The organism is Vibrio sp. VPAP30, assembly GCF_001188205.1.
Classification (GTDB): domain Bacteria; phylum Pseudomonadota; class Gammaproteobacteria; order Enterobacterales; family Vibrionaceae; genus Vibrio; species Vibrio bivalvicida.
Window position 1 is genome coordinate 248379 of record NZ_LBLS01000026.1, and the last position, 26272, is coordinate 274650.

Genomic DNA, 26272 nt, shown 5'->3' on the forward strand with positions numbered 1-26272 from the left:
CAGGAAGGGAGGATGTTTGGATGGCCAGTCAGCCTGAATGTCTCAAGAGAGGCAGCGAAAGAGAGTTGTTAAATATGCTGAAGATGAAGCATATTAATCACTTTCACGTTAAGCGAAAAGGGTTTAGTTACTTTTGCTTCTATGATGATGAAAATGAGGGCTTTTCAATGTTTAAGATTAATGATGGCCAGCAAACAGTGAGTAGAATGCTCATCAAAGCGAACTCAATTTCTGAGTTTTTAAACTCAGATATCATTAGTGATATTGAAGATTTTAAAAAGATTTATTTTTAATCAAATATTTTAGCTGAATAAGATTAATTATTTTCCGATAAGGGTTAACTCTCTTAGTGGGCGGGCTTTTTGTCGCTTTTTTTAGGAGAGTAATGCAAGCTAATTCTGGAATAAGAGGAAAGTATGCGGCTCAATAACAAACTATTTGTTTATTTATTGCCACTAGTGCTATTTGGTTGCGGTGGAGAAACGAGTGAACAGAATCAACAAAGCTCACATCAAGAAACGGTCAGTTCTCCAGTAGCAACAGATAACTACTCACAGTTTCTGCTCGATAATAGCCAGCATGTTGTGTCTTTGGCAGAGCATGTGAGCGATCCTCAGGGATTACCGCTAACACTAGAGCGTGTTGAGCCTCTTAGTCAGTCTTGTGGTACGCCAGTTGTAGATAAACAGCACCTATCTTTTATGGTCGCTGAGTCTATTCCCGAAACATGTGTCTATCGCTATGTGATTCGAAACCATGCAGATAATCCGCAATTAGATAAGGAGTCCAGTGCCGAAAGCGTGGTGTTGCTCAGTAACGAAACAGATTCTTCGCTAATTCCCCCGATATCGAAGTCTGTAAAAGTAGATTCTGAATTAACCATTGCTCTTAGGCAGGAGCTGGGCTCCACCTATCCTGATGGCTACACATTAAACCAAGATGTTGTGCTGCTCGGAGACGGAGTGGCGAGTGCGGATGTTAGTTCGGATACGATCTTATACCAAGCAAGCAGTACACCAGGAGATACCCGTTTGATTTACTCCTTATCGAGCGACGATGGTAACAATGTGAAAGCGGGTTATGTCGATATTGCCGTTTCTTCAGATGGTAACAGTATGCCTACTGCAGAAAATATCGCGGGGCCAGAATCGTTATATCCAAACACAAATATTACGATAGATGTTAGTGACTCGGTGAGTGATCCTGACGGCGACTCGCTGCAACTAACCGACGTGTATGCCTATAACGCTAATGTAGCGATTACCGATCCGCTCGATGTTAACAACACAAAGTTTAGCTTCTTGGCTTCTCAACCTGGTATTTACAACGTGACTTACTATGTGTCGGATCATAGAGGCGGCTACGCCGTAGCAGTGGTACGTATTGTGGTGTCTGAGCCGCCTCTTCCTTGGAACGATATTGTGCTAGCAAGTGGTGCCCGCTATACCGCGCCGTGGGAGAAAAGTAGTGCCGATACGGCAGGTATTTACTATCAGGGAACCGAGCCTGAAATCATCAATGGTACAGAATATCTCATTCCACTGTTTAGCGCTGATGCGGCTCAAGCATTGTGCCAGTCTAGAGGGATGGCGTTACCGAGCTTGGATCAGATGAATGCACTATTTCAAGCGAGGCCTGATGTCGCGAACTCTGATCATTGGCCTACCTCTGTTGCGTATTGGACTTCCAGTAAAGCTGCTGCCAACCAGCAATATGGTTTTAATATGAGTAGCGGTGCCCAGATTCTATTGCCGACATCAAACCCCTTAATCGTTACCTGCGTGTATCCCGGTGAGCTTTCAACTTTAGTGAGTAAAGACAACGCTTATCAAACCGAGCTTGCTGATGGCGATTACAACACAGTGGAAGCCTATGCCAAGCAAGAAGATGGTTCTCCTATTTCTGGACAACGTATCTATGCGTTTAGTGATGACGAAAACCTAAGGTTCGAAAGTCAATCCGCTCTAACGGATAGTGATGGTAAGGCAATATTCAATATCCGTAGTGAGTTAAGCGGTGACTTTGATGTTTTTATTAATTACTACACGCAAACTAAGAGTGCTTTAGTGCATTTTATTGATGACCTACTGCTTAGTATTTCACTCAGTGGAGAGCATGAATTGCAACTAGGTGATACCGAGACGTTGACCGCAATGGGCAAATATCAGTCGGGAACCGAGTCAAATATTTCGCGGCAGGTGGAATGGAAGTCTGATAACCCGAAAGTTATTCGTGTGACAGGAACAGGAGAAATTTTTGCTGAAGGTATGGGGGCCGCGAACATTTCGGCCACATCAGGCGAAGTCACATCTAATGAGTTTAAGGTGACCGTTCCTTTTGGAACGCTCGAAGCTGTTGAAGATGCAACAATTAGGGGAGGATCCCATAGTAATCAGAGTTTTGGGTCGGATTCTTCGCTGATCGTTAAGCGGGATAACGCTGATAGCAATGGCTATTACCGGAAGGCATTACTCAAGTTTTATGTCGGAAACAAGCCAGTACGAACCTTTAGTAAAGCAACATTGAGAATGTATCTAGCTGGTGTTAATTCAGGCGTTGGGGAGACAGGAAGAAATCTAACGGTTTATTCACTTTCTAGCAATGATTGGTCTGAAGATGAAGTTACTTGGAATACTGCACCAGAGGTTTTAACAGAAGGCAATACGACCACGATTAAAAAAAGCGATGTAGGGAAATGGATAGAGTGGGATGTGACTGAACTCATCAAAGCCGAACCGAATAATACATACCTTTCGCTCTTACTCGATGACTTAGGCAGCTTTGGGCAACAAGTGGATATGCACTTTCATTCTCGTGAATCAGGTACGGCTCCTCAGCTCGTTATCCTGCCTTAATCTTCAAAACATACCCATATGGAATTTCCAATGAAACGAAGTTTTTCATCTGTTTTGCTACCTGCAATTTTACTGCTTCATGGTTGTGGTGGCGAAGGTGGTAGTGAACCTGAAAGCACTAAAGACGCAGATAATATTAGTTCTCCTATAGCAGTAGAGAATTTTGCACAACTCTCTTTGCAAGATGGAGCCCATCAGACGGTTTCTCTTAGACGTAGTGTCAGTGATCCTGCTGGTTTACCATTAAGCTTAGAATCGGTGACATCTTTAAGCAGTGACTGTGAAGATCCGAAGTTTGATTCACAGGCCATGAGTTTTCAGGTTGATAAGAGCACACCAGACACCTGCTTATATCAGTACGTAGTTCAAAACCACTCAGAGACTCCGCAGTTTGATAAAACCGTTGCAAGTCGCAGCTACGTTTTATTAAGCGAAACGACGACATCTGCGGTAATTCCACCTCTGTCTGAGGTTGCTCAAGTCAATGATAGTTTATCAATGTCGCTTGAGGAAAAACTCGCCACTAGCTTTCCAGCAAACTATGGGCTTGATGAACAGATTGTGGTACTTGGAGGTGGAACTGCCACGGCGGATGTTTCAACCAATACGATTCAATTCCAAGCAGGTTCTGAAGTCGGGGTGTCAAGGCTGATCTATTCTATGAACAGTGAAGATGGTAGCAATGTAAAAGCAGGTTACATAGATATTGCGGTATCAGAGAGACTGGATGGCATGCCAACTGCTGAAAATTTTGCTGGCCCCGAAGATCTAAAGCCCGACTCTACGATTACGATTGATGTAGCCGAGCATATCCAAGACCCTGATGGCGATAGCTTGCAATTAACTGAAGTCTACAGCTATAACGCGGAGGTATCCGTTGCTGATGAAACTGATCCCGCGAATGCGCGTTTTACATTCTCAGCTAAAACCTCCGGCACTTATGATGTCAGCTATTATGTGACTGACCATAATGGAGGCTTTGCTGTAGCTACTGTTCGCATTACTGTCGCAGAGCTTGCCAAACCTTGGCAGGATATCGTCTTAAGCAGTAGCCAGAGATACACAGCACCGTGGGAAAAACAAAGTGCTGATGTCTCGCAGTTGTACTACCAAGGCATAAAAACTGAAGCTATCAATGGCACCGATTACGACATCACTCTATTTGACCACAATACTGCCAGTTCACTGTGCCTTAGCCGTGGAATGGTACTACCGACAAGCGAGCAAATGGAGGCGCTGTTCAATGCGAAACCTGATATTGTTAGCAGCGATCATTGGCCTGTCGCTGCCCGTTATTGGACATCTTCATCAGAAGCGGCCACTAGCTACCAAGCGATTGATATGAGTACGGGTGTGCTTACCGCTTCCAGTTCAATAACACCACTAATTGCAACGTGCGTATATCCAGGAGATTTATCGACTCAAACACTCAAAGACAAGGCTTACGTAACCCATCATGGAGAAGGGGACTTCGATCAGATTCAAGCTAAGGTTATCGGTAAAGACGGAGCACCACTTATCAATCAGCAGGTTTACGCTTATGGAGATAGTCGTGCCTTGCATTTTGATAATCAAGGCGGTTTAACCGATGGAGGTGGCTTGGCTACATTCAATGTCAGTAGTGATACAAAAGGCTCTTTTAAAGTATTTGTAAACTATTATTCGCAAACACTGGAGACAGTTGTCAATTTTTTAGATGACATGCTAAAGAGCATCACAGTTTCAGGTCAGCAAACCTTATATCAAGGAGATAATACTAGTTTACAGGCTATAGGTTTTTATCAATCGGGTTATAGCGAAGACGTTACAACTCAGTCGAACTGGCAGTCAAGCGAGTCTTCTACGGTTTCTGTAAATTCACAAGGGGTGATTTCCGCACTCAAAGCAGGCACAGCTGCCGTTAGTACTAATGTGAGTGGCGTTAGCTCTAACAGCCTGTTGATTACTGTGAAGCCATTATTGACGTCATTGGTTGTAGAACCAGGTTCTTTAGTTTTAAAAGTTGGTGAAGACAAGGCACTAGTTGCTACGGCTCATTACAGTAATGGGTCATCAAAGGTAGTGACGAGTCAGGTGAAATGGAGTTCTTCAGATAGTTCTATGGCTTCAGTTAATAGTAATGGCGTCGTTCACGGCAAAATCGAAGGGACCGTCACTATCCTTGCTTCTTATACTGACGGTGAAATTACGAAGACAGCAACAGTCGATCCAGTTGATGTTTATTTGCCCGTTAGTTTTACTTCGTTAACTCTTTCGCCTACATCAGCCACCCTTGCCGTTGGTAAGAGTCAAACATTTACAGCTACTGCCCACTATAGTGATGGCACCTCAAAAGTGGTGAGCACCCAGTCTAGCTGGGCTTCCTCAAATACGGGAGTGGCAAGTGTTAGTGGCTCTGGTGTAGTCACTGGCAAAAAGGCTGGGAATGCAAATATTACAGTTTCATTCACTGATTTAGGTGTCAAAAAGTCAGCTTCAGCTTCTGTAGCTGTCAAAAAAGCATTGTCATCGGTGACGGTTACACCGGCATCTGATGCAATACTTGTTGGTGGTAACACAACTCTAGCAGCCCAAGCACACTACGACGATGGCAGTGTAATGAACCTGACGACACAGGCAATATGGACCTCATCTAATAACAATGTTGCAACGGTTGGCGCTACTGGCGTGGTTTCTGGCAAGGCGGCAGGTAGCGTAAACATTACGGTATCTTATACAGAGCTAGGTATCTCAAAGAATGCAGTTTCAACAATCAAGGTGGATTCTGACATGGATTATGATGGCGCCAGTGGGGCGGCAGATAGCGATCCATACCACCATGACAGTTTAAATGCCACAGAGGCTATTGGCGCTACTAATTGGGGACAATACTATAGAAACAGCGGTGATAGTAATACCAATCTTCCGACGTCTGATGCGCAATATTATGCTACAACCGTGGACAATGGCAAAAGCTACGAGATCAGAAAATGCCCAGGTATTACGGTATTAGATGCTAAGAATCATTACTGCGTTCGTTCTGATAGTATTGGAATAGATGAACAACAGAGGAGGTATGAGCAGAGTTTGCCAGACGAACTTAAGAAGCGAATACTTAACTTGTAAAAAAGCTTTAACGCCTCCAGTTATGGAGGCGTTATAATTATCAATTAGTTACTTACCTAAATAGACCACAATGACTTTATCCTCACCTAGTGTTCTCGAGAACACATAAGCATTGTCATTGTCTATTTGCTGATGTTTGCCCGCCCCAATTGCTGGGTGGTTGTGACGGAACTGACCAACGGTTTGCCAGTGAGAGAGCAAGGCTTTCCTTTTATCGTCGAGCTGCCAGACCATATCGGAGCGTGTACCCTGATGGAAATCATCTGCGTATGGACCAAGTTCACGACCGACTTCATCACCATAGTAAACCTGAATAGCACCAGGGCTTAGGAGCAGGGCATTAGCGGCGTTACGCTGCATGTCGAAAGATTTAAAGCGGTTGAAGAACAGCTCTGTATCGTGGGATGACATATAGCTGACAGGGGTATAGTCAGGGGTAGAGTGTATTGAATCTGCGTAGTTCTGGTAGACGTCTTGCATCTGGCTAAAGCAGGCTGCGCCTTTATCGAGTTTCTTCTGCATATCGAAATTGATCAGAGCATCGAAACCTTGATCCGCATAAGGTGAGCGGTAAGCCGAGTGTCCCCATACTTCTCCCATCATCCAGAACGGTTGACCAGACTTGCCATTTTCACTGCGCCACTGCTCTAGGTTCTCGCTTGCGGCTTGTTTTAGCTTAAGCCAAACGTCCCCTTCAACATGTTTTACGGTATCGACCCTGAAGCCATCAATACCAAAACGTTTTACCCAGTCCGACTGCCACTCAACCAAGTAATCAGCCACTGTGAAGTCAGGCTTAGCAACAACGCGAGTATCTGGGTTGTCGAGCAGCCACTTAGGAGGTGTTACTGGTTTTGTTGATTCAGTAATAAAGTCTGGTAAGCCTGCTAAGTTCATTGTGGTGTCGCTGCTACCGGGTTGTGTATAGCCCGGTAAACCTGCGCGAACCCAATCTGGTCCCCACCAGTTTTGCCACTGTTTGCTTTGATAGTCGATGGCGCTATTGAAACTGTGCCAGTTTTGACCTTCTTCAGGAGTCCATTTTGCCCACTGTTTAGGCATTTTCGAATGATCGACCACCTCTAGGTTATCAAACTGCATATCTGCAAGTGTGCCATAACCCGCATGATTAACGACGGCGTCGAGTAGGATCTTGATTCCGCGTTTGTGTGCTTCCTCAACCAAGGTTTTCAGATCTTGTTCGTTACCAAAGTTTTGGTCGATTTTAGTGAAGTCACGTGTCCAGTAGCCGTGGTAAGAATAGAATGGGAAGCTGCCACTTTCGCCGCCGCCAACAAATCCATGTACTTGCTCAACAATCGGAGAGAGCCAAATCGCGTCTGTACCGAGGCTCTTTATATAATCGAGCTTTTCAATCACTCCTTTTAGGTCGCCACCGTGGAAGGTACCGACTTCCTGTTTGCCGTCTTTCTGGCGACCGTAACTCTGATCATTACTGGTATCTCCATTGCTGAATCGGTCGACCATCACAAAGTAAATATTGGCGTTCTTATAGGTAAACTCAGGCTGTGAAATTGGGGCTTCGGCAGGCGCAAGCAGGACGAGTCCACCGCTTTGTTTTGACGGCTGAATAGTGACTGAACCATTCTCAACTGTTACGGTTTGTCCACTTAGTGCATCTTTTAATTGGGTTCCATCTGCGAAAGTGCTGCCTAGGTTGATCGTAACTTCTTTGCCCGAATAGGTTTCACATTGGACGTCAGGGATAGGTCGGCTAAAGGCCTGTTTGCTTTTCTTGGCTTCACGCGCAATGGTCAGTGTGTTGTTTTCTTTATCATAAGCAAAAGAATAATCGCCACCAAAGCGAATCTTCAGTGGCAGTACAGTATCTGCTCCACAATTGAGCGCTAATGGGCGACGAAACTTAACTTTTTGGCCTTCAACATTAGCACAAGTGCCATCGATACCCGAAACCGTAAGCTGATAGGTCTCTTTAGACAGAGACATTACGGTGGCTTCTGATGTGGAAAGGGGAATATCTCTACTTGTTGTTGTCGTTGATAAGGTGAGTGTAGGACTCGCTAGCACGGGCAAGCTAAGGATCGTAGCAAGCATGATCGCATTGGGTTTAAACAGACTATTCACGTTACATCCTTGATGTTGTTGTTTTTATACTCATCTACCCTAACTTAGCCAGAGACTCGCCACATCATTCTCTCTTTCTACGCCTCAAAGCCTGATATTAGTCACAATCTTGACCCGTAAGGGAGGAGTGCTAACTTGCGCATTATAAAGGGGGTGTGATCTTCGTTCAGGTTTATAGATTTGTTCCTTGGCGAACTGAGGTACACATTATTACGAAATCTGATTAAATTCCGTTCAAAGATAAATAATGTGCTTCAAATTGGTGTATTCATTTCTCACAAATGACATAGGTGACAATATTTTTCATGAGAAAATAAGCTTTTGTCACCACTAAACGGCTAATTCCCTTGAACAACCTATACTTACAGATCAGCAGTGACTGTTTTGAACATATATAAACTACTGGAAATGCGAGCAATATTTGATATTTTGTGCGTATATTTTGAGAAAAACTATAACAAATCGTTTCTCGCCTCTTGCTAGGCCAGCATGAGTGTGATTAGGAGACCTTATGGACGTAGAAGTAGTACGCCAAGCCGCGATAGTAAAAGAAGTTTCTGGTGATGTTGTTGCTGTCAAACCAGATGGAAGTGCAAAGAGAGTTGCTGTGGGTGATACGATTGCCAATGGTGAAATCGTTATCACTGCCAACCATGCCGCTGTTTTAATGGAAGCGCCTGACGCTGCTGTTAATCTAGATGCGAACACTGTCGCTACTGAAGATGAACTCGGTGGCTGGGGAGTTGCCCCTGTTGCCGGAGAGGTCAACTTCGACCTCGCTCAACTGGGTGAGGGTGCCATTGGTGAAGATGAGTTAGCCGCGATCCAAGGCGCCATTTTGGCGGGGGCTGACCCGACAGAGTTGTTAGAAGCAACGGCTGCCGGAGCTGGAGGCGCAGGCTCTGCTAATAGCGGCTTTGTGACTATCGAGTATAATGGTGCAGAGGTTCTGGCTAGTACCTTCTTCGAAACATCTGGGTTTTCTACAAGCACAGTCGATCAAGCCGATGATGAAATCCGACCGATTATTTTTGCTGGTGGTGGACAAAATATTAGTGAGTTTCTTTTTGAGGGCTCTTTATCTGGCGGAACGTATCCTCAGTCGATTACTAGTACGGTGACTATCTTTGCTGGTGATCTAGCTCTCGAGCCTACCTCTTTTGTTCCGGATCCTATCTCGTTAGCGTCTCTGTTAAGTGAATTAAATTCGGATATCACTTCCAATGGAGAAGCGGTTTCGTTTACCTATAATGCAGCAACGAATGAAATTATAGGTCTAGATACCGATGGCGATACAGTATTGACTATTGATATCAATGCAACAAGTATCGGCAAAGACGTAAGTCTTGAGCTTACTACAACAATTTCTCAACCGATTGACCACACTCCTTCGGTCGGAGGGGGCCAAGTGGCTTTCTCGGGCGACCAAATTACCATTTCTTTTAATATCACCGGTACAGATACGGGTGGAAACTCAATCCAAGCTCCGATTGATGCTCAGGTAACCATTGGGGATGGTACCGATCCTAGTGTTGCCAATATTACCGAAGCCAATGTGTATGAAGCGGGGTTGGACGATGGTTCAAAGGTTGGCGATACAAGTACTACGGCAAGCGGAACAATCACTTTTGCTGCGGGAAGTGATGATGTCACTCAAGTACAGATTGATGTCGATGCCTTCAATGCCTCTCAGCAAACATCACCAATTACTTCGCAAGGCGAAACCGTTGTATTAGAAGCGGTTGCAGGCCAGCCTGGCGTATATGTTGGCTATATTACGTTAGAAGGAAATCGAGTAGATGTACTTCGCGTGACGCTTAATGATGTCGTTAAAGCTGGGCCTGACACGTCACCAACTTTTAATGCAGGTTATTCGATTGAACTGCTTGAAGAGGTCGATCAAAGCCAACAAGGCGGTGCACTAGACCAAGATTTCGTGGCGATCTCATTACCAGTCTTTGGGGTAGATGCTGATAATGACCAGTCATCGCGTTCGAACCTAGTGGTGAATATTGGCGATGACATCCAAGTCATCACCGATGGCTCAATCAGTGCGGTTGAACCAACGGTAGGTCAATCGGCGCAAAGCAACGAGATTGATGTCATTACCGAAGCGGGGGCTGACCAAGGTAAAGTGTCGACGGTGACGTTTGACGGCCAGAGCATCAACTTCAACGAAAATCAAAGCGAATACCCAGTTACCGATGGTAAGTTGGTGGTGTCAGCGGACGGTAAAATTTCCTTTATTCCTAACAGCAACGTCGACCATTCAACGAGTGAAGAGGTTAAACATACCATTGTTGTAACCGTGAAGGACAACGACGGTGACGAGCTAACCAGTACCGTCGACCTGACGATTAAAGATGGCGCTGACCCAGTGATTACTAATATCACTCAAGTCAATGTGTATGAAGCGGGCTTAACGGATGGCTCCAAAGTCGGCGATACGGCGACGACGGCCACAGGTGATATTAGCTTTACCACTGGTAGTGACACTGTAGTGGCAATGAAAGTCGATGTGGCTGAGTTCAACCGCACTTCGACGTTAGAGTCTGCAGGTCAAAAGGTAGTACTAGAAGAAATCACAGGTCCGAATGGCGAATCCACAGGTCAGTACGCTGGTTACATCACGCAAAACGGGGTTAAGGTTGAGGTGCTCAATGTAACTCTCGACCAGAGCAACTTAGGCAAGTACACCGTGACCTTGTCGCAAGAAGTCGACCATGGTGCACAGGGCATGGATTCACTGGCGGTGAATGTGCCAGTGTATGCGGTGGACCAAGACAACGACAATTCAGCGAATGTGAATCTGAAGGTCAATATTGGTGATGACATCCAAGTTGTCACCGATGGCACAATCAGCGTGGTTGAGCCAATGATTGGTCAATCGGCGCAGAGCAACGAGATTGATGTGATTACCGAAGCGGGGGCTGACCAAGGTAAAGTGTCGACGGTGACGTTTGACGGTCAGAGCATCAACTTCAACGAGAATCAAAACGAATACCCGGTTACCGATGGTAAGTTGGTGGTGTCAGCGGACGGTAAGATTTCCTTTATTCCTAACAGCAATGTTGACCACTCCGCGAGTGAAGAGATTAAACACACTATTGTTGTGACAGTGAAGGACAACGATGGTGACGAGCTAACCAGTACCGTCGACCTGACGATTAAAGATGGGGCTGACCCAGTCATTAATACCATTGACCAAGCCAATGTGTATGAAGCGGGCTTAACCGATGGCTCCAAAGTCGGCGATACGGCGACGACGGCCACAGGTGATATTAGCTTTACCACTGGTAGTGACACTGTAGTGGCAATGAAAGTCGATGTGGCTGAGTTCAACCGCACTTCGACGCTAGAGTCTGCAGGTCAAAAGGTCGTACTAGAAGAAATCACAGGTCCGAATGGCGAATTCACAGGTCAGTACGCTGGTTACATCACGCAAAACGGGGTTAAGGTTGAGGTGCTCAACGTGAACCTCGACCAGAGCAACTTAGGCAAGTATACCGTGACCTTGTCGCAAGAAGTCGACCATGGTGCACAGGGCATGGATTCACTGGCGGTGAATGTGCCAGTGTATGCGGTGGACCAAGACAACGACAATTCAGCGAATGTGAATCTGAAGGTCAATATCGGTGATGATATCCAAGTCGTCACCGATGGTAGCTTGAGCGTGGTTGAGCCAACGATTGGTCAATCGGTGCAAAGCAATGAGATTGATGTGATTACCGAAGCGGGTGCTGACCAAGGTAAAGTGTCGACGGTGACGTTTGACGGCCAGAGCATCAACTTCAACGAGAATCAGACCGAATATCCAGTTACCGATGGTAAGTTGGTGGTGTCTGCGGACGGTAAGATTTCCTTTATTCCTAACAGCAATGTTGACCATTCAACGAGTGAAGAGGTTAAACACACCATTGTTGTAACCGTGAAGGACAACGATGGTGACGAGCTAACCAGTACCGTCGACCTGACGATTAAAGACGGCGCTGACCCAGTCATTAATACCATTGATCAAGCCAATGTGTATGAAGCGGGCTTAACGGATGGCTCCAAAGTCGGTGATACGGTGACGACAGCGACCGGAGACATTAGCTTTACCACTGGTAGTGACACTGTAGTGGCGATGAAAGTCGATGTGGCTGAGTTCAACCGCACTTCGACGTTAGAGTCTGCAGGTCAAAAGGTAGTACTAGAAGAAATCACAGGTCCGAATGGTGAGTTTACCGGTCAGTATGTCGGTTACATCACGCAGAATGGGGTTAAGGTTGAGGTGCTCAACGTGACCCTCGATCAGAGCAACTTAGGCAAGTACACCGTGACCTTGTCGCAAGAAGTCGACCATGGTGCACAGGGCATGGATTCACTGGCGGTGAATGTGCCTGTTTACGCGGTGGATAAAGACAACGACAATTCTGCGAATGTGAATCTTCAGGTCAATATTGGCGATGACATCCAAGTCGTCACCGATGGTAGCTTGAGCGTGGTTGAGCCAACGGTAGGTCAATCGGTGCAGAGCAACGAAATTGATGTGATTACCGAAGCGGGGGCTGACCAAGGTAAAGTGTCGACGGTGACGTTTGACGGCCAAGACATCAACTTCAACGAGAATCAAAACGAATACCCGGTTACCGACGGTAAGTTGGTGGTGTCTGCGGACGGTAAAATTTCCTTTGTTCCTAACAGCAACGTCGACCATTCAACGAGTGAAGAGGTTAAACACACCATTGTTGTAACCGTGAAGGACAACGATGGTGACGAGCTAACCAGTACCGTCGACCTGACGATTAAAGATGGGGCTGACCCAGTCATTAATACCATTGACCAAGCCAATGTGTATGAAGCGGGCTTAACCGATGGCTCCAAAGTCGGCGCTATCGACACCAGTGCAAGCGGTACTATCACCTTTACAACAGGCAGTGATACGGTCACAGCCTTGAAAATTGATGTCGACGAGTTTAACGGCCGCTCTGATGCTGATGGGCTATTCTCGGGTGGTCAGCGTGTCGTGTTGGAAGAGACCACGGATGGTGTTTATCGTGGTTACATCTTAGTGAATGGTGCAGAAGTCGATGTACTAAGTGTGACGCTTGACCAGTCTACTTTGGGCAAATACTCAGTGACGTTACTTCAAGAGTTCGACCATAGCGCTCAGGGGAAAGACAACTTAGAAGTTCACTTGCCTGTTTATGCAGTAGACAGTGACAACGATAAATCAGCTAACAGTGACTTAGTGGTCAATGTTGGTGATGATACCGCTACTATTGATGGCTTCAAAATCGGCAGTACCTTCTCGGTTAATGAAGATGATACCAATTCAGGATCTTCTCCGGGTACTGCAACAGCAACAGGCAGCTTTATCACCACTGAAGGTGCAGACACCGTTGTTAAGTATGAACTCGTTAATATCAATACAACGGAGAGCGGACTCAAGTCAGGTGGTTATGATGTTGATATAACCAAACAGACAGGGACTGCTGGTTCTACGATTTATCACGGTAAGGCAAATGGTGAGCTGGTCTTCACTTTGGAATTGAACAGTGATGGCAGTTACACCTACACCCAAATTAAGGCCCTCGATCATGCGGCTGGTTCTGATTCACTAACAATTCCTTTTGATGTTGTGGCGATTGACAGAGACGGAGATGTTTCTCCATCGGTTCCTCTTGCTATTGAAGTGAAAGATGACAAGCCAAGCCTAACTGGCACGACGGGTGAGAAAGTCGTCGATGAAGACGATCTGATTGGAATTGGCTCGGATCAATCTCAGGATACTCAAATCTCTGGCAACTTCGTTGTAAACGAAGGGGCTGATGGTGTCGTTGAGTATGAGCTTGTGGATGCAGATAATACGCTAAATGGGCTTGAATCTGGTGGTGAAAGCTTAGCGTGGGCGGCTGTTTCAAATAGCGGAACAACCTTTACCTATACGGCGCAAACAACATCAGGTGTACCTGTTTTCACTATCAAGTTTGATACTGCAGATAACAGTTATACCTTTGAGCTACTCAAGCCTCTTGATCATCCTGACGGTAATGCGCAAAACTCAATTGATATTAACTTCAAGATCATAGCTACTGATTTTGATGGCGATGAAAGCGGAGAAATTACGTTACCAATCACTGTCGTAGATGACGTACCAAAACTCACTGACCAATCGATAACCCGTGTTGAAGGCCAAGGCTACCGTGGCTCTGTGGTTGATATGTTCGCCGATGAGACGGACAAAGGTGCGGACAATGCAGCATTAACTAAGATTGAAGGCACAACCGATGCGAGTGGCGCGACGATAGTGTTTGGAGGCCCAAGAGGTACTTATTTAGACTCTGTCGATCTACGCGATGGTCGTCAAAACGTTCGTGTTTACGAACAAACGGATGACGGTAATGGCGGTACTGATACTCGTCAGTTAGGTATTTTGAGAATTAACTCGAACGGTGAGATTGAGTTCCGAGCAACCAACTATCTTGAGCACAATGGTGACGAGATTAACTTCAAGGTCAATGTAACTGCGACGGATGGGGATAACGATACATCGGTTGCGCCTCTAGATATTACTATTACTGACCGAGATGCTCGCCCTATCGCACTTAAAGTGACGACTTTCGAAGATGCGGGTCGCGACAGCAGTATCAATTATGCACCTGGCGATGAACCCGCTTGGGAAAACGCTCAAGACAACCAAGCAGGTCTACCAAATGAGCCTGCTAAGGTCTCTTTGTCAGTTAATCTATTCGATAGAGATAACGCCGAAGACATTGGTCAATTGACGATTAAAGCGGGTAATCATCGTGGCACTTTCTACTATGAAGAAAATGGTGTGCTCCACGAGCTTACGGCAGATGCTAATGGCGACATTATTTTTGATGGAACCGTGTTACAGCAAAGCTTTACGCAAAGTGGTAACAATACAATAGCGACAATTGATAACCTCTATTTTGTTCCAGATCGCAACTACTCAACCGGTAATGGCGGCGTCCGCATTAACTATCAATTGCAAATTGACAATAATGGCTCTGCTAATCATACCGTTGATTCAAACTTCAGAATTGAAGTAGAAAGTGTTGCAGATATTGCAACATGGAACGACAGCCGTAGCACTTATCAATACCAAGTGGAAGAGGATGGCGACAATGTACGCATTCAGCTTCGCGCTGAAACTCAAGACACGAGTAGGCCAGAGACAATCACTTATGAGCTGAAAGTCACGGACGGTGAAGGGAACTTTGAGTTACTTGACCGTAATGGAGATCCGATAACACCTGTTAACGGTGTCTATACCATTTCGGCCCAAGACATTAATCGCATTCAGGTTAATCCAGCAGATAATTACTCAGGCCAAATTCGATTTGAAGCGACAGCAGTGACAACTGAACGCGCCAATGCCTATAACGACGGCAGTCTTGATAAGACAAGCGCAAGGTCTGAACCGCAAGAGATCATTATAGACGTCACTCCAGATGCCGATATGGGCAGCTTTAGCGTCAATCGTATTCAGATTAATGAAGACAATATAGCTAATCCTGACTACACAGGTAGCGATCCAAACCACGAACCTTTCACGCTCAATGAAGTCATCACGATGAACCCTTCAGTTGATACCGATGGTTCTGAAACTCTACATGTGCGTATCTCAGATATTACGGAAGGTGCAAGTTTGGTTTGGGTTGGTCCTGGAGCGAGTCAAATCACTACAGTGACCGTGAATGGCGTGACATACCAAGAAATTCCCTATGACCAGCTTGGCAACGTCGAGGTCGTGCCAGATTTGCACAGCAACCAAGATTTCACCTTCAACGTGACTGGTGTGGTCAAAGACTCTGCTCTTATGTCTGATGGAACGGTTCACGTTGATGAAGCCATTATGGGCACCAAAACTGTCAATGTTGCTGTTAAAGGGGTTGCTGATGTTCCAGAAAACAACACGGGCAACTCAGCAGATTGGAAAGAGTTCACCGATGGCAATGTTTCTGGTGTAGAAACAACGATTGATGAGAATGGACATGCGGAGATCGAGTTCTCGGTCGTATCTGGCGAATTTGCCCAGCGCCCGTTAGATGCATCTGAATCGATTACCGTTCTACTGTCAAATATTCCCGATGGTGTCGTAATCGAAGATGGTAGCGGTAACGCAGTGAATCTAAACTTCACTGGCTATGATGCTAACGGTCAGCCTATTTACGAAGCAAACATCACTAATCTAGGTGCTGGGGCTAATTCTGGCATTGTGATTCGTCCTGTTACGTCATCGACAGAAAATATCCATATCAAAGAGACCATTATCGTCACGGAAAACGATGGTCACTCATTGACGTTTGATCGAGAGATTCGCGTTAAAGTTGAACCTGTGATTGACACCAAAATCAACTATTCAAATGAGTCTACCGGAAATGAAGACTCCAGAATAAATGTAGAGTGGCACCCTAAAGTGGGTAGCGATTACACTGATACAGATGAACATTTCACGTCGATAGAAATTAGTGGCATTCCAGATGGAGCCACTGTTTATGTAGATGGAAACGCTGTCGCAGTCACTGGTGGGACTATTGAAATAAACCCAAGTGCTGGTCAGTCTGCAGAGGCATTCACCCAGGCAGCGTTGCAAAATGGCTTTATTCAAATTGTTCCGCCAAAAGACTCGAGCACCGACTTTACCTTGAACACGACGGTTAAAGTGGAAGAAGTTAACCATGAGCATGCAATAGGGCAGCCAACTGACGAGGTTGAGCGGGCCGAGGCGACCTTAAACGGCACGATTACCGTCCATGTCAATCCGGTTGTTGAACCAGTAGATGCAAACAACCGATTGATCGTCGAAAACGAAGCTGGCACCGAAGTTGGCTCTGTGACCAATCAAGTTAAAGCCGATGCCAGCGGAGCTATCTTGTTTACCACCAATACCGCTAAGGATACTCAATCTGGCGAGTTCGTGATCCGCTATTTAGAAACAGATGACTCAGGGCCTGCGGGTCAACCGAATGAAGTGGTTACACAGCTAGTGGTACAGTTTGATGATACTCGTCAGGAGATCATGGATCAGCTCTTTATTGAAGGCGCCGTTTATGAAGGTAATGGCCGTTGGGTGATTACCAATGAGAGTGAGTTCAGCATAAAAGCGCCAAACGGATTAGACTATACGCCAACGACTGCGGGTGATCCTAGTGTCTTCAATAACATTGGCCTTACTATCTATGCGCAGGTCGTCGATATTGGTGATGATGGCAGCAAGCAAAGTGTTGTTGAACAACGTGAAACCAAGGTGACCTTGTCTTTCCCAGAGCATGTTAGTGGCAACGACTACAAAGCGGGTGAGGTTGATATTGTTGATAACAGCATTATCACAGGGACAGAGGATACGAATATTGACTTGGGCAGTCAGCTCAAGCCGATCATTTCTGTCACCTCGCACGATGGTCATGAAGATACCATCACGATCGTTATTGATAGCACAGTTACTGTTGGGGGTGAGACCTTCTCGATTGGCATTGGCGGATCGAATGTGGATTTTACCAATGGTCAGTATGTGTTTAAGGCCACTCTAACCGCTGATGGTGATATTGAGGGTCTAGATGGACTAACACTTACACCACCAAAAGACTATTCTGGTGACTTTAGGTTGCCCTTGACGGTCATCACGACAGACAATAGTTCGGGCCACGAGGTGTCTAGACCTGAGTCAGTAATCGTGAAAGTGGACCCTATTGCGGATGTAAGTAGTGGTAGCAATCCTGAACCGGAGATTACATTAGAAGTGAAAGGTTCACTTGATGATGCGATGAACCCGATTGATCAAGATGGTCAAGGTGGGCCAGATAAAGTGGGTTACGAAGATAGTTACATTCAACTAGACCTAGGTTATGACATCGCTGATAAAGTATCAGGCGTTGAAGGTGGCAATGAAGTTCTTTCTTCAGTAACGCTAACTTTGGCGGACACAACGATTGGCGAATTTTATGACCAAGCAGGGACGAGTTTGGGTACATCAGTGACCTTTACTCAGGCTCAGATCGACGCAGGCGCGCTAGACAATATTTTGTTTAAGCCGAAAGCGAACTACCCAACGGGCAACGATGATAACAAAGTCACGATCAACGTAACAGGGACAGTCACCGACACCGCAACTTTTAACGAGCTGGGCACATCCTCTAGCCATTCAGATAATTTTACAACAAGTGTGAGTTTTGAAGTCACTCCTGTTGTTGATGACGTCAAAGTGACTGGGCCAGGTGTTGACCCTAGCCAAACTATCGAGGTTACGGGCAATGAAGACGAAGCTATTTCACTTGGCAACTCTGGAGCAGTCTCTATCGAACTGACCGATACCGACGGCTCGGAGTCCTTTGTTTCGATCAAATTTACCGATGTACCTGATGGTTTCTTGCTTATAGCTGATCCATCTAGCGGTTACACGGTTAAAAACAACGGAAATGGCGAGTGGAGTGTTAAAGTGCCTGCTGGCACAACAGATACTCTCGACTTAAGTGCGATATCAGTGCAGCCACCTAAGCACTTTAGTGGTAGCGCAGAGTTTGGTGTGGCGGTCTTTACTCAGGAATCGTTACTTGGCGTGCCTACTGCAGCGAAAGATTTGCCGAACTTCAAGCTTACGGTTAACCCTGTTGGTGATATTGTCGATACTGACCCTACAGACTCGGCAACGGGATCTGAAGGTCAGAATATCGATATTGCTATTAACGCTTCTGTGATTGATAAGGCGATGTCCGCAACAGGAAGCGGCACATATACCGAAAACGCACCAGAAACGATTCGTGTCGAAGTAACCAATGTCCCTCAAGATGCGAAGATCTTCTACCCAGATGGAACAACACTGGCGAGTTACGATCCTGCAACTAAGGTATGGACGTTAGATATTCCTGCGCAGCAGATCGACAAGATTGTGTTTAATTCGGGCGAGCATAACAGTGATACTGGCAACGCAATGGGTATCGATGGACCCATTCATATTTCAGTGCAGTCAGTTGATAACGGTGCGTTAGGACCGAAGTCTGAGTTTGATGTCGATTTAGTTGTTGACCCAATCAATGATCAACCTACTTTCGTGAACGTTGTAAACCTAGAAACGTCGGAAGATGTTGCAGGTGGTTTAGCGATCAACCAGTTGTCTATTGCTGATGTTGATGCAACTTACGATGATCCCGATGCGACTTACACACTCACGTTACAAGTTGATAAAGGCTCGCTTGAGTTTGTTAATGACGCGAATGTTAACTTTACTCTTGCTGCTGATGGCAGTTTAGTCGCGACAGGTAAGTTGGCTGATATCAACGCTGCAATCGCTGCGGGTAAAGTCATCTTTAAACCAGATGCCGACAGTAACGATATCAACTCGGGTGGTCCTGTGACGGTGACAGCGACAGTGGATGATGGTGGCAACAACGGTGCGATCGACCCAAGTGATAGCAGCACATCATCGACTAATCAAACCACCTTCTTGATCAACGTAACAGAAGTCAACGATGCGCCAGAACCGAAAGATTTCAACTTAGCTGATCTGCCGGAAGAGGGCAGCATAACCATCAATGTGCAAGATCTTATTGATGGAACCTTCGACAAAGAAGGTGACACCATTAGCGTTGAAAGACTCACCTTGGTCGAAGGCCAAGGCACCTTGACACAGCAGGGGGGGAACTGGGTATTTGAAGCGGCTAAAGACTACAATGGCCCAGTGAAAATCAGTTATGTTGTCAAAGATGACGGCTCGACCAATGGTCAACCGGATCACTTAACTGGAAGCGCTGAAATAAACTTTGATGTGACTCCAGTTAATGATAAGCCAGTATTGGATATTGACGATATAACGACCTTGATTAACGAAGCAGCAAGCCAACAGATCAGTGGTATCAATGTTTCGGATGTTGACTATGTCGGGGCGTCTGCCAATGACTTAATGACGGTGACACTTAATGTAGATTACGGAAAACTGTCATTAGTACTGCCTGCAGGCTCAAGTGTTACTGTTACCGGAGAAGGAACCAGCACACTGACGCTATCAGGAACTCTTACGGATCTTAATGCGCTACTTGATACGCCGACAAGCACGACTGGCGTGTTTATTGACGCGAGTTTAGCGCCTTCAAATACCATTGCGCTTGATGTTACAGCGAAAGATAGTTGGAACCCGTCTGGTCTCCGATTAGAAGCTGAACCTAAGCACTATGATATTACGGTTAATCCAGTGGCGAATGCGCCAACACTGACGTTTGACAGTAAATATGCTTTCAACAAGAACATTACCGCGACGCAAAGTGCCAGCACCAGCGGTATTGCGGTACTCGGTATTATGGCTGCGCTAACCGACACTACAGAAGCACTCACTCTAGAAGTTAAAGATGTGCCTCCAGGTGCTACGTTAGAAAGCTCTAACGGGACCGTATCTTTCGAGAATGGGGTGTGGCATGTATCGCAGGATGCGATTGACACATTGACAGTGAAAGGTGCGACGGTAGGTGAGCATACTTTGCAAATTACCGCTGTGTCGGAAGAGCTTGATGGCAATGGTCAACCTCTCGATAGAGCAGAGTCGATCAACCATATTGCTATCGACCTTAATGTGGTAGACAACGTCAATGCACTAGAGATTGATAAGTCATCGCAAACTGAAGCGGTACACCTTGATGGCAGTGGATCGAATAGTATGCTAACAGGTGGTAGTGGTGATGACTTACTGGTTGGTGGAGCCGGCAATGACACCCTCATCGGTGGTGCGGGAGACGACACACTAATGGGGGGTGAAGGTAACGATATCTTAGAAGGTGGTCTGGGCTCTGATATTCTTGTCGGTGGCACAGGAATGGATACCTTTGTTTGGCGAGAAATAGATGATGGCTCACTTGATACCATTAAAGATTTCAGTGTCAGTGAGGGCGATAAGATCGATCTGCGTGAGGTGCTTCCTGAGCTGAAATCAGGTTCTTTGGATATGGATACGCTGCTTGAACATCTTGAAGTCAAAGTCGATGGTAACAATGTTGAACTGCATGTTCACCCAGGTGGAGATGGAACCCAAGACCAAGGTATTTTGGTTGAGAATCTTGTGCCTCAGCTCGACAGTGGCTTTAGTGGCATGTCTCATGAAGATATGGTCTCTTCACTACTGCAGCATGTTATGGTTCATGACAACAACTAGAACCGCTTAGTTAGCGATGAATACAACAACGCCCCTGATTAGGGGCGTTGTTTTAATTTATTGTTGATTCAACATATATATAGTTACTTCACCTTGTAGGTTGCAACAAAACTCGTCACGGCGTGTTTGATAGCACGCTGTACTTCTTCGCAGCTTGGAGGAGGCAAATGAGCCACGAGTTGCGGCCAGAAAACTACCGCTTTAATGCCACCAATGTATTGCTCTATGGCAATAGAGACGTCAGATATTTCAAGAGCGCCCGCTTTAATCCCTTGCTGTGCCCAATTCTGCAAACCACAAGAGTCTCCAAGTGATGCAAACTTAGACACCAATACCTTTGAGGTTTCATGGCATCGGATACACTCTGCCATCACTAACCTCGCTGTCATTTGGTAATCTTCATTGTTGATGAAACACATCTGCTTCAGCGTCAATTCGGCGAGCTGCTCTTCGATTGAGACCATAGGTTTAAATGTCACCTCACATTGGTCATCAAAACGGCACATTAGCTTGTCGACAATGACTTCAAATAGCGCTTCTTTGTTGGGGTAGTACTTGTAGAGCGTCCGTTTAGATACCCCTGCATGCTTGGATATACCTTCCATACTTGCTTGCTCAAAGCCTTTTTGAGAAAAAACTTCGATGGCAGATTTAATGATATCTTCTTGTTTTATATCGCTTCTTTTTATCATGAAAAATATCCAATAGACCAGAGTAAACGGTAGTGTCTATCTCCTATTAGGTAATTCATAAAGTATACAGCATCGTTTACTTTTGTGGCTAGATGACAGATCAGGAAAATGTCATTGTGATTGAGAATATTGATCTACCTTCATTTGTTGAGAGGTAAGATATAAATAACAAGAACAATGTAAGTTTTGGCTGGTTAGTACGAGAAGTTAGACTCAAAATATGGCTGATTGACTTCCCAAATTGGTGGTATTAACTACCTATTTTTAAATCCCTTTTCTAAGTAAATCTCTTGTTTATAGGCTTTAATGTAATCAATTCAATAATTCCTTTTGTTTTTATTGATTATTTGTATACTGACTAAATAACAATTATGCAACAAGTTGGTTTGAGGAGAGTCGTATGGAAAAGGAACAAAGTTTGTTTCAATGGGAGCGGGTGAGGCGGTTTAATCTTCCTGTCTGGACTGTGCTTATTGGTGTTCTTATTGCCCGAACCAGCTTCTTTATGGCTTGGCCTTTTTTGGTGGTATTTCTTTATCAAGATTACGCTGCGTCAGCGGTAGAAGTGGGAGGCATGCTCGCCGCGTCGGCATTTATTGGTTCATCTGCTGGCCTTTATTCTGGTTATCTTTCTGACAAGTTTGGCCGAAAGTGGCTAATGGTAGCAGGATGCGTTATTGCCTTCTTTGCTTATAGTGGAATCGCTTTAGCGACGGAGATGTGGCATTTCTATGTACTGGTTTTGCTTACTGGGTTAATGCACCCGTTAATTGATGGGCCAGCAAAGGCGGTGCTTGGAGATTCCTTGTCGGATCTAAAAGATCGAGAATTGGCAATGAATACGCGTTATTTCTTGCTAAATATTGGTGGGGCTGTTGGTCCTTTGATTGGTGTCACTCTTGCTCTTGCTGACCCTCAAAGCTTGTTTTTAATCACGGGCTTTACTCATCTTTTTTATGCCTTTTGGATCATGTTTGGCATTGAAAGAAAAAAACATAAATCCGGTAACGTAAAGGAATCTTCGGTACTGCCAAACTTTAGGCAAACGTTAAAGGTCATCAGCCAAGACAAAATATTTGTGCTGTTGCTATTTGCCAACTTGTTGTTGATGTTTGTATACGCTCAGTTAGAGTCCTCCGTTCCCCAAGCCATTGTCCGTAGTGGCGTCGAAGATGCCGCCAAACTTATCGCGATGTTAATGGTGGTTAATACAGCTACCATTGTTATCCTCCAATTCCCATTGTTAAGAATAATGGAACAGCTTCCTTTATTCAGTCGAACTCGAATTGGTATGGTACTGATAGCTTTAGGCCAGGTAGGATTTATCGTTTCGCCTAATGATTCCGCACTTGGTTGGGCTATTGCTTGCTTTATTATCAGTGTCGGTGAAGTGATTACCTTCCCAACGATTAATGTACAAATTGACCGTTTAGCGCCAGCTCATCTGCGCGGTTCGTATTTTGGAGCGACAGCGCTCTATACCTTAGGGTTTGCGATAGGGCCATTGGTAGGCGGGGTTATGATCGAGTGGTTTGGATCAACTTGGTTATTTGCCCTGTGCTTTGTAGCCTGCTTAAGTATGATTTGGCTATATCATGTCGCCTCGCATATGGAAGATGATATCGAGCGCGAGGTAGCGCTGCAGTAGCCCAATGACTTGGGCTACTCAGTATTAGGGTTAGATCGCGACGTTGGGAACTTTGTCTTCTCCAGCGTGTTGAGGGTCGAGTTGAATCGTTTGGGTTGGGAATGCGATGTCGGCATCGTGCTGCTGAATGATTTGATAAATCTTTAGTAGTACGTCCTGTTTGACTTCGTGATAACGGATCCAGTTGACCGTTTTGGTAAAGGTATAAACCATTAACGTCAAAGATGATGGGGCGAATCCGTTGAAATTAACGATCAAGGTTTGCCGTGTATCAATATCAGGGTGGTTTTCTAGCATGCTCTTGATATCAGAAACGATAATCTTAACTTTGGCGCCATCTTTATAACGTATCCCTATGTTCTCATTAATGCGTCGATTGAGCATTCTAGATGGGTTTTCTACCACAATATTGCTAAATACAGAGTTAGGTACGTAAATAGGTCGCTTATCAAAAGTGCGGATGATGGTCATACGCCAGCCGATTCGCTCAACTGTGCCTTCAATTTGCCTGTCTGGAGAACGAATCCAATCGCCGACTTTAAAAGGGCGATCAAAGTAAATCATCATCCCGCCAAAGAAATTAGAGAGTAGGTCTTTGGCCGCTAGACCAACGATTAAACCACCGACACCACCAAACGTAAGTAACCCGGAAAGGCTTAGGCCAAACGCCTGCATGACCGTCAGAGCACCGATGACAATAAAGAACAACCTTGCGACTTTGGCGACGGCTTGCACCGTCGTTTCGTCTCTAGTGCCCTGTTTAAGTACATACTCTTCGATGTTGTTGATCAAGCGCATAGTGATCCAGACGAAGATCCCGATCACCAAGATTAGCTTAAGTGTGCTTAGCCAATTTAGCTTTGAACCCATGTAGTCTTGAAGTAAGAAACCAGCTGATATGGTAGCTGGCCAACACCAAATTAAGGCACTAACCGGTGTTTTTAGAGCTTCTAACGTTAAGTCATCCCAATGAAAACTGGTTTTACCGACTAGCACCTCTAAACGGCCATAGACGATTCTCCAGACGATCCAAACAACAAAGCTAGCTAAAGTGATAAGCAAGACATTGGTGTCCCATGTCTGAAGCATATTCAACAAAGGTTGAGGAAGATGCGTAAGTAACTCGTTCATTTATTTGATTCTAATTTGAGTGCTCTGGACCAAGTATATGCGCTAAATGATAGTCAAACCAGTCGTTTAGCCTCGCCCAGTGGTGGAAACCATTTCGAACGTGACAAACAAGAAAGGTGGAACGGAAAGGCTATTTGTTTCCAAAGTGGTCAGAGAGTGCTGCGCGACGGTTTTTGGCTGAGCCACCACCTTCCATATCTATGGTATTTTCGTAACCTTCTTTGATAAACCTTTGTGTAGGGCTATTTGGCTCTAACCGACGTAATTGTGGAGAGCTAAATGTTCCTGCTATTTGATAAATGGATTCACCACCACCAGTATGAACTATGATGCGCTTACCGTCGAAGTCAAATTGAGTGGCAATTAATCTCTCATTACGGAATACACCACGAGAGTTAAGTGTCAGTACCTCAGTTTGGTATGGTGGCGCGCCTATTTCAATCCATCTGCCATAAACGTGTTTTGGGTGAACATAGTCTTGATAGCTGAAATAGAGTAAAGCGCTAAACGCGAGCGCGAGAGTCACGAAAACAACGACGAAGGCGGTTTTAATCGCAGAACTTTTAGTCATATCAACCTGTCTTCATCAAAGGAGTGAATTTACGGCGGACACATAGATTGTCGGAGATTGATTCTCAGCGCAATATAGGCGTAGAGAATTTTGACCTTTACCCCAGATTTGTTCAATCATTTTGTTCGCCTTTTACTCTATTTTAGCTGACTTCGAGCTAGATAACGAATATAGCCACATTCTCTGATTTTTGATTCAACTGAAGAGCACAATAATAGATTGAGTAATGCTAACGGAATTATAGTTTGAATACCGTCACTAGGTTGGAGGGCTATTACGCTGTTTTGTTGAACTGAAGAAAGTAAGTGGTTGCTGAATCGGTATAATTTCGATAAAACAAAGCACATTGATGGAAAAGATGTTAAGCCCAAGGAGAATCGTGTGATTAAGGCAAACAGTTATTTTGAAGGTCAAGTCCAGTCATTAGGTTTTACTCAGCAAGATGGTGATGCGAGCGTTGGAGTCATGGCGCCCGGTGAATACACTTTTGGTACTGCTGCCCCAGAACGTATGACAGTTGTAAAAGGGGCACTCACTGTAAAGCAAGCAGGTGAGCTAGATTGGATCACTTTTAGAGCAGGACAATCGTTCAATGTTAAAGGGGATTCATCATTTGACTTGCGAGTGGAAGAATCGACCGCGTATTTATGTGAGTACCTGAGCGAATAATCGTTACTAAAAACTAAGTAAAGCCACGCCGTCGCGTGGCTTTTTTGTATATATGATTGGCGTGTTGACCACCTTGTTTGCGATCTTAAACGGTTTGGCCAGCGGCAGGTGTTTTAATCGGTAGGGGCATGGCTGATGGGTTATTTGCAACGAATTTCGCACAATGATTGTCGAAATGAGAGACTGATTCTGCACGTCATGGGTTTAAGTTTGTTCAGGTAGGCAGCTCAATGACTTAGCTTTCATCTATTGGTTTGGAACAAATATTGCTTAGAATTAGGTGAGCCGGAACATTGATATTTGTTCCAACTGGTTTCGGAAATCCCGAAGATTTCAACAGTAATTATC

10 protein-coding genes are annotated in these 26272 nt (G+C 45.2%); 6 read left to right on the forward strand and 4 right to left on the reverse strand.

The window, feature by feature from the left end:
• Positions 1 to 20: 20 nt before the first annotated feature.
• From ZX61_RS11625 to ZX61_RS11635, 3 genes are all read left to right on the forward strand, one after another.
• Positions 21 to 293: a hypothetical protein gene (locus ZX61_RS11625; protein WP_049844785.1), complete on the forward strand. Its 273-nt coding sequence runs from the start codon at positions 21 to 23 to the stop codon at positions 291 to 293.
• Between the two features lie 123 nt (positions 294 to 416).
• On the forward strand, positions 417 to 2855 hold the full coding sequence (locus ZX61_RS11630; protein WP_049844786.1) for a CBM96 family carbohydrate-binding protein: 2439 nt from the start codon (positions 417 to 419) through the stop codon (positions 2853 to 2855).
• Positions 2856 to 2885: 30 nt separating this feature from the next.
• Entirely contained in the window at positions 2886 to 5960 is a 3075-nt protein-coding gene (locus ZX61_RS11635; protein ID WP_082173466.1) for an Ig-like domain-containing protein, read from the forward strand.
• Between the two features lie 48 nt (positions 5961 to 6008).
• On the opposite strand, the gene ZX61_RS11640 is transcribed toward ZX61_RS11635, so the two are convergent.
• Positions 6009 to 8036 carry an alpha-amylase gene (locus ZX61_RS11640; RefSeq protein ID WP_049844925.1) on the reverse strand — a complete coding sequence of 676 codons (2028 nt, stop codon included), beginning with the start codon at positions 8034 to 8036 and terminating at the stop codon, positions 6009 to 6011.
• 541 nt (positions 8037 to 8577) lie between these two features.
• Here ZX61_RS11640 and ZX61_RS11645 point away from each other — a divergent pair.
• Entirely contained in the window at positions 8578 to 21213 is a 12636-nt protein-coding gene (locus tag ZX61_RS11645) for a retention module-containing protein (protein WP_049844787.1), read from the forward strand.
• Positions 21214 to 21296: 83 nt separating this feature from the next.
• Here ZX61_RS11645 and ZX61_RS11650 read toward each other — a convergent pair whose 3' ends face one another.
• Complete coding sequence (locus ZX61_RS11650) at positions 21297 to 21905, reverse strand: TetR/AcrR family transcriptional regulator (RefSeq protein WP_049844788.1); 609 nt, start codon at positions 21903 to 21905, stop codon at positions 21297 to 21299.
• A gap of 400 nt (positions 21906 to 22305) precedes the next feature.
• Between ZX61_RS11650 and ZX61_RS11655 the strand changes: the two genes are divergently transcribed.
• A complete protein-coding gene (locus ZX61_RS11655) occupies positions 22306 to 23553 on the forward strand; it encodes an MDR family MFS transporter (RefSeq protein ID WP_049844789.1) in 1248 nt (415 codons plus the stop codon).
• A gap of 30 nt (positions 23554 to 23583) precedes the next feature.
• Here the strand turns inward: ZX61_RS11655 and ZX61_RS11660 are convergent, their stop codons facing one another.
• Together ZX61_RS11660 and ZX61_RS11665 are read right to left on the reverse strand one after the other, a co-directional pair.
• Complete coding sequence (locus ZX61_RS11660; protein WP_049844790.1) at positions 23584 to 24684, reverse strand: mechanosensitive ion channel family protein; 1101 nt, start codon at positions 24682 to 24684, stop codon at positions 23584 to 23586.
• A gap of 130 nt (positions 24685 to 24814) precedes the next feature.
• Entirely contained in the window at positions 24815 to 25255 is a 441-nt protein-coding gene (locus ZX61_RS11665) for a DUF2850 domain-containing protein (protein ID WP_049844791.1), read from the reverse strand.
• A 381-nt stretch (positions 25256 to 25636) separates the two neighbouring features.
• Between ZX61_RS11665 and ppnP the strand changes: the two genes are divergently transcribed.
• Positions 25637 to 25924 (forward strand): pyrimidine/purine nucleoside phosphorylase, encoded by a 288-nt coding sequence (gene ppnP / locus ZX61_RS11670; protein WP_049844792.1) that lies wholly within the window; start codon positions 25637 to 25639, stop codon positions 25922 to 25924.
• Positions 25925 to 26272 lie beyond the last annotated feature (348 nt).